Below are 6,198 nucleotides of genomic sequence, written 5' to 3'. Positions count from 1 at the left end.
AACGCAACTGTAATGCTAGTCTCTCTCCGCGTCATAGCCGGGCTTGACCCGGCCATCCACGCCTTCCTTTGCTGCTCCAAGAACGTGGATGCCCGGGACAAGCCCGGGCATGACGTCGTTGAGATACGCTTGTTGACTAACCCGCCGGACCCGCATCCTCCATGATCGGACCGAACAGCTCCCAGCGCTCGCCGTTGAACTTCATCATCTGCATCTGCTTGTTGACGCGGTAGTCGTTCGGCCCGGTGTTGATCTTGATGCCCGGCAGCGCGAAGCTCGGGGTGAAATCCTTGATGTTGGCGACCTGCCTCATGACGTTCTCGCGCGTCAGATCGTCGCCGCATTGCTTCAGCACCTGCGTCAGCAGCTCGGCCACCGAATAGGCATAGGTGTTGACGGTGTTGAGCTTGTCGCCCTCGGGGAAGTACTTGTCCATGAAGGCGAAGAAGGCCTTCACGCCCGGATCGTCCTTCCACTGCGGATCGCCCGGCTCCTTGCCGTATTGGGTCGAAATAATGCCTTTGGAGATGTCGAGGCCAGCCGGCTTCAGCGTTGCCGAGATCGGGCTCGCATTGATGTCGAGGATGTGGACCGGCGTCCAGCCGAGATCGGCAAGCTTCTTGATCGCCTGTGCCGCGAATTTCGGTGTCGAGGCATCGAAGAACACGTCGACGCCCATCGACTTCAACTTGACGACCTGCGAGTCGACGGTTGGATCGGTGACCTCGTACGACAGCTCGCCGACGACCATGCCGGCGGCCTTGTCGCCGAGCCCGCTCTTCAGACCGGCGAGATAGTCGCGGCCCATGTCGTCGTTCTGGTAGAGCACGCCGATCTTGGCGTTGGGGTGATTGGCGAGAATGTACTTTGCGTAGATGCGCCCCTCGGACACGTAGTTGGGATTATACGCGATGGTCCAGGGATAGTTCTGCGGATCGTTGAAGCGTGCGGCGCCGGTCGAGGCTAGCAACTGCGGCACCTTCTTGCCGTTGAGATATTTTTGTACGGCGGCATTCGCCGCGGTACCGATCAGCTGGAAGGTGAACAGCACCTCGTCGCCTTCGACGAGCTTGCGCACCTGCTCGACCGTCTTCGGCGGCGAATAGGCGTCGTCATACTGGATCAGATTGATCTTGCGGCCGTTGATGCCGCCCTGATCGTTGATCATCTTGAAGTAGGCGGCCTGGGTCTTGCCGATATTGGCGTAGACGGAATAGGCCCCGGAGAACGGCACGGTCTGGCCGATCTTGATCTCGGTGTCGCTCGCACCGGTGTCGTACTTCTTTTGTGCCAGGGCCTGGCTGGCTGAAAACGCGAAGGCGAGCGCCGCCGTGGCAACTATGAAGGCTCTGCGATTGTTCATGGTGGGACGTTCCTCCTGACGGAATTTTCGATCGATGGTCTTTTTCCGTTGATTGCAACGGTCGCCATCGCTGCCGAAGATTGTGGAGGAACGTTCGCCGCCGCGCAAGGATCGCGGCGCTGCCTCGGTGCGTCTCAGGCCAGGAATAATGCCGCCAGGGCAATCGCGGCCGGCAGGGCCTGCACGATGAGGATGCGCGTGCTGATGGTCGCCGCACCATAGGCGCCGGCCACGATGACGCAAAGCAGGAAGAATGCTTTGATCTGGAACGCGAACGCCGGATTGCCGTGGACGAGGCCCCAGATCAGGCCGGCGGCGAGAAAGCCGTTATAGAGCCCCTGATTGCCGGCCAGCACCTTTGTGATCTCGGCCTTCTCCGGCGTATTGCGGAAGACTTTCAAGCCCAGCGGCTTGTCCCAGAGGAACATCTCCAGAATCAGGAAAAAGACGTGCAGTCCGGCGACCAGCGCCACCAGGACATTGGCGATCAGGATCAAGTCGAGCTCCCCCAAAGCGTCAGCTTTCGGGTGGACGCTAGCATGGGCGGCATGGCAAGTGCGACACGTGTTTGGATGCAATGGTGAAGCAATGACCGGCCAATCAACCAAGACGTCAGAAAGCTTCGGCCTCGATCGTCTGGCGACGCCGATCGGGATCGCGTTGCTCGTCACCGATGCCGAGGGCGCGTTGCGCGCGCTCGACTGGGAAGACTACGAGCACCGCATGCGCGAGCTGCTGCGCCTGCATCATGGCGCGGTGTCTCTGAGTGACCAGCCTGCGCCCGCGGCCATGCGGGCTGCGCTGTCGGGCTATTTCGTAGGTGATCTCGGCCAGCTTTCAGCGATCGCATGGCGTGTCGCCGGCACGCCGTTCCAGCGCAAGGTCTGGACCGCGCTTGCCCAAATCCCCGCCGGCACCACGCTGAGCTATGGCGCGCTCGCCGCCAGGCTCGGCATGCCCAAAGCGGTCCGCGCCGTCGGCCACGCCAACGGCTCCAATCCAATCAGCGTCGTGCTGCCCTGTCACCGCCTGATCGGCGCCGACGGTTCCTTGGTAAAATATGGCGGCGGCCTGGAGCGCAAGCGCTGGCTGCTGCGGCACGAGGGGGTGGTGGTTTAGCGGAAGCCGCGCGGCACCTTATTCCTTGTCATTCCGGGGCGCGCGTAGCGCGAGCCCGGAATCCATTTATCCCCGACACCGGTCGCGAGATGGATTCCGGGTTCGCCGCTGTGCGGCGCCCCGGAATGACGAGTGGAGAGAGTACCTTTACGCCGCCGGCGCAACTGCCTTGTCGCCAGCCATCACATGGGTCAGCGCGCTCTTGATCGCGGCCTGGCGCGTCGGTGCGTTGATCTGCGCGCCGAGCAGGTCGGTGACGTAGAACACGTCGCGGGCGCGCTCGCCGAAGGTTGCGACATGGGCCGAGGCGATGTTGAGGTTGAGCTTCGAGATCGCGGTGGTCAGTTCGTAGAGCAGGCCGGGACGGTCGAGCCCGGACATCTCGATCACGGTGTATCGGTCGGACCATTGATTGTTGATGGTCACTTCCGGCTCGATCACGAAGGGCCGCGCCTTGCTGCGCACGGTGCGACGCGCCACCACCTCCGGCAGGCGCAGCTTGCCTTCCAGCACATCCTCGATCATCTCGCCGATCCGGGTGGCGCGCCTGCCCTCGTCCTCATCGCGATCGTACTCGCGGGAGATCGAGATCGTGTCGAGCGCACGGCCGTCGGTCGTGGTGTAGATCTGGGCGTCGACGATGTTGGCGCCGGCCGAGGCACAGGCGCCGGCGATGATCGAGAGCAGCCAGGGGTGGTCGGCGGCGAAGATCGTCAGCTCCGTGACGCCGCGCACCTCGTCGAAGCCGACATTGATCGCAAGCTTGTGGCCGGCCTGCTCGCTAGAGCGGACGAAGCGGGCGTGACGGATCTTTCGCGGCAGCTCGACCTTGAGCCAGTAGGCCGGATAATGCCGGCCGATATAGGCATCGAGCTCCTCCTTTGGCCATTCGGCGAAGGCGATGCGGAATTCGGCGTGTGCAGCCGCCAGACGCTTGCCGCGATCGACCTCCGAGAAGCCGCCGGTCAGCACCGGCTCGGTCTCGTAATACAGCGAGCGTAAGAGCTGTGCCTTCCAGCCGTTCCACACGCCCGGACCGACGCCGCGGATGTCGGCGGTGGTGAGGATCGTCAGCAGCTTCATCTGCTCGACCGATTGCACCACGGCAGCGAAATTCTCGATGGTCTTGCGGTCGGACAAGTCGCGCGACTGCGCGACCGTCGACATGGTCAGATGCTCCTCGATCAGCCAGGCGATGAGCTCGGTGTCGGCCGGGCTGAAGCCGAGTCGCGGGCAGAGCCGGCGCGCCACCTTGGCCCCGGCGACCGAATGATCCTCGGGCCGACCCTTGGCGATGTCGTGCAGCAGCGTCACGATATAGATTACCGGCCGGTGCTCGGGCCGGATCTTGCGCATCAAATCGCTCGCAAGCGTGAACTCCTCGATGCCGCCGCGCTCGATGTCCTGCAAGAAGCCGACGCAGCGGATCAGATGCTCGTCGACGGTGTAGTGATGATACATGTTGAACTGCATCATCGAGACGATCTTGCCGAAGGCGCGGATGAAGTGCCCGAGCACGCCGGTCTCGTTCATCCTCCGCAGCACGGTCTCGGCGTCGTTGGAAGTCAGGATCTCCATGAACAGCCGGTTGGCTTCGGGATTTTCGCGAAGCTGCGCATTGACCAGGCCGAGCGAGCGCGTTACGTCGCGCATCGCATCCGGATGGAAGGCGAGGTTGTTCTTCTGCGCCAGGCGGAAGATGCGGATCAGATTGACCGGGTCGTGCTTGAACACGTCGGGCGCGGCGACGTTGATGCGGTTGTGGTCGACGATGAAGTCGTCGCTGTCGGGCACGCGCCGCTTCACGGCGGTGGGCCGCAGCCGCGCCATCATCCGGCTCAGCACCGGCGCGGGTTTGGCCTGCTGGTCCTCGAGCTTGGCGCAGAGGATGGCGGTGAGGTTGCCGACTTCCTTGGCGACCAGGAAGTAGTGCTTCATGAAGCGCTCGACGTCCTGCATGCCGGGATGCGAGGTATAGCCGAGCCGGACCGCGATCTCGCGCTGGAGGTCGAAGGAGAGGCGCTCCTCGGCGCGATTGCAGTAGAAATGCAGATTGCAGCGCACCGACCAGAGGAAGTCTGCGCAGCGGCGGAAAGTGCGGTATTCCTGCGCGTCGAACACGCCGCGCTCGACCAACTCGTCGGTGTCGCGGACGCGGTAGACGTACTTCGCGATCCAGAACAGCGTGTGCAGGTCGCGCAAGGCCCCCTTGCCGTCCTTGACGTTGGGCTCCACCAGATAGCGCGACTGGCCGCCGCGACGGTGCCGCTCCTCGCGCTCGGCAAGCTTTGCGGTGACGAATTCCGATGCGGTGCCTTGCACCACTTCCTTGTCGAAGCGCGCGACCAGTTCCTCATAGAGCGGCTTGTCGCCGGTGAGGAAGCGCGTCTCCAGGATCGCGGTGCGGATGGTCATGTCGCCGCGCGCCTGCCGGATCGACTCATCCACCGAGCGCGTGGCGTGACCGACCTTCAGCCCCATGTCCCAGAGGCAATAGAGGATGGCTTCCGCCACCTGCTCGCCCCAGGCGGTCTGCTTGTAGGGCAGGATGAAGAGCAGATCGATGTCGGACTCGGGTGCCATCAAGCCGCGGCCGTAGCCGCCGGTCGCCACCACCGCCATGCGCTCGGCCCCGCTCGGAATCGGCGAGCGGTAGAAATGACGCGTCGCCGCCGAATACAGGATGCGGATGATCTCGTCCTGCACGTGGCACAGCCGTTCGGCGCAGCGGCGGCCGTGGCGGTCCTTCAACAGGATCGCTTGCGCCGCTGCGCGCGCCGCGATCAGTTCGGCCTTGAGCAGTTGCGCAACTGCGGTGCGGAACGTGTCCTCGCGTCCCTGGTGCTTTTCAGCAAGCGCGTCGACCGCGGCGGTGATCCGCGCGCTGTCAAAGCGATCATCCACCTCGGCCCTGTGCTCAGTCGCGACGCTGTCCATGCCTCACCGGATATAAGAGGTGACAGGCGCTGTCACGAGGCATTAATGGAATGCCAAAGAGATGTGCCGGCGGTCCCCGTCGGAAGGTCGCGGGCGGGTGCTCCGAATCGCACGTAACATTTTGAATATAATATGCTTTTGTGCACATGGCGTGTCCCTCATGGCAGCCTCCAGCAATCGCAGGCTGACATGAAACCGATCGCCTTCTATACCGCTCGTCAGCCAGGGAATTCCGGGAGAGAACAAGATGGACGCCGCAGAGCTGCGCCAGATGCAGGCCCCGATCAAGGAGCGCTACAAGACCGACCCTAAGGCCGCGCTGATCACATTGAAAGCCAAGGGGTCCACCGACAGCGACGGCATTGCCTGCAAGGTCGAGACCGGCCGTGCCATCGCGATGGCCGGCCTGCATCCGGCCACCGGCGGCTCCGGCCTCGAGCTCTGCTCCGGCGACATGCTGCTGGAAGCCCTGGTCGCCTGCGCCGGCGTCACGCTGAAATCGGTCGCGACCGCAATCGAGGTGCCGCTCAAGACCGGGAACGTCTACGCCGAGGGCGATCTCGATTTCCGCGGCACGCTCGGCGTCGACAAGGAAACCCCGGTCGGTTTCGCCGAGATCCGCCTGCACTTCGAGGTCGACACGGACGCTCCGCAGGACAAGCTCGATCTTCTGCTCAAGCTCACCGAGCGCTATTGCGTGGTCTATCAGACCATCAAGAACGGCCCGAAGGTCTCGGTGTCGATGCAGCGGATGTGACTTTTCTTACCCTCCCCTGGAG

The 6,198-nt window shown here is 63.4% G+C and carries 5 protein-coding genes; 2 read left to right on the top strand and 3 right to left on the bottom strand.

What is annotated here, in order from left to right; genetic code table 11:
- Positions 1 to 136: 136 nt before the first annotated feature.
- Positions 137 to 1,363, bottom strand: a complete 1,227-nt coding sequence (locus FXV83_RS21100; protein WP_148741326.1) for an ABC transporter substrate-binding protein — start codon at positions 1,361 to 1,363, stop codon at positions 137 to 139.
- Between the two features lie 134 nt (positions 1,364 to 1,497).
- Entirely contained in the window at positions 1,498 to 1,854 is a 357-nt protein-coding gene (locus tag FXV83_RS21095; RefSeq protein WP_187436046.1) for a DUF1304 domain-containing protein, read from the bottom strand.
- Positions 1,855 to 1,951: 97 nt separating this feature from the next.
- On the opposite strand from FXV83_RS21095, the gene FXV83_RS21090 reads away from it, so the two are divergent.
- On the top strand, positions 1,952 to 2,482 hold the full coding sequence (locus FXV83_RS21090) for a methylated-DNA--[protein]-cysteine S-methyltransferase (protein WP_148741325.1): 531 nt from the start codon (positions 1,952 to 1,954) through the stop codon (positions 2,480 to 2,482).
- 147 nt (positions 2,483 to 2,629) lie between these two features.
- Here FXV83_RS21090 and FXV83_RS21085 read toward each other — a convergent pair whose 3' ends face one another.
- Positions 2,630 to 5,419 (bottom strand): [protein-PII] uridylyltransferase, encoded by a 2,790-nt coding sequence (locus tag FXV83_RS21085; protein ID WP_148741324.1) that lies wholly within the window; start codon positions 5,417 to 5,419, stop codon positions 2,630 to 2,632.
- Positions 5,420 to 5,666: 247 nt separating this feature from the next.
- Here FXV83_RS21085 and FXV83_RS21080 point away from each other — a divergent pair, with 247 nt between their 5' ends.
- Positions 5,667 to 6,176 carry an OsmC family protein gene (locus FXV83_RS21080; RefSeq protein ID WP_148741323.1) on the top strand — a complete coding sequence of 170 codons (510 nt, stop codon included), beginning with the start codon at positions 5,667 to 5,669 and terminating at the stop codon, positions 6,174 to 6,176.
- The last annotated feature ends 22 nt before the right edge of the window (positions 6,177 to 6,198 follow it).

It is taken from the genome of Bradyrhizobium hipponense, from assembly GCF_008123965.1.
GTDB lineage: Bacteria > Pseudomonadota > Alphaproteobacteria > Rhizobiales > Xanthobacteraceae > Bradyrhizobium > Bradyrhizobium hipponense.
The sequence above is the reverse complement of the archived record's forward strand: the minus strand, read 5'-3'. Positions and strand labels throughout refer to the sequence as shown.

What these genes read in the sequence shown, in the direction of transcription:
- FXV83_RS21090 (WP_148741325.1), top strand. Translation starts at nt 1,952, where the DNA reads ATGACCGGCCAATCAACCAAGACGTCAGAAAGCTTCGGCCTCGATCGT.
- FXV83_RS21100 (WP_148741326.1), bottom strand. Translation starts at nt 1,363, where the DNA reads ATGAACAATCGCAGAGCCTTCATAGTTGCCACGGCGGCGCTCGCCTTC.
- FXV83_RS21085 (WP_148741324.1), bottom strand. Translation starts at nt 5,419, where the DNA reads ATGGACAGCGTCGCGACTGAGCACAGGGCCGAGGTGGATGATCGCTTT.
- FXV83_RS21080 (WP_148741323.1), top strand. Translation starts at nt 5,667, where the DNA reads ATGGACGCCGCAGAGCTGCGCCAGATGCAGGCCCCGATCAAGGAGCGC.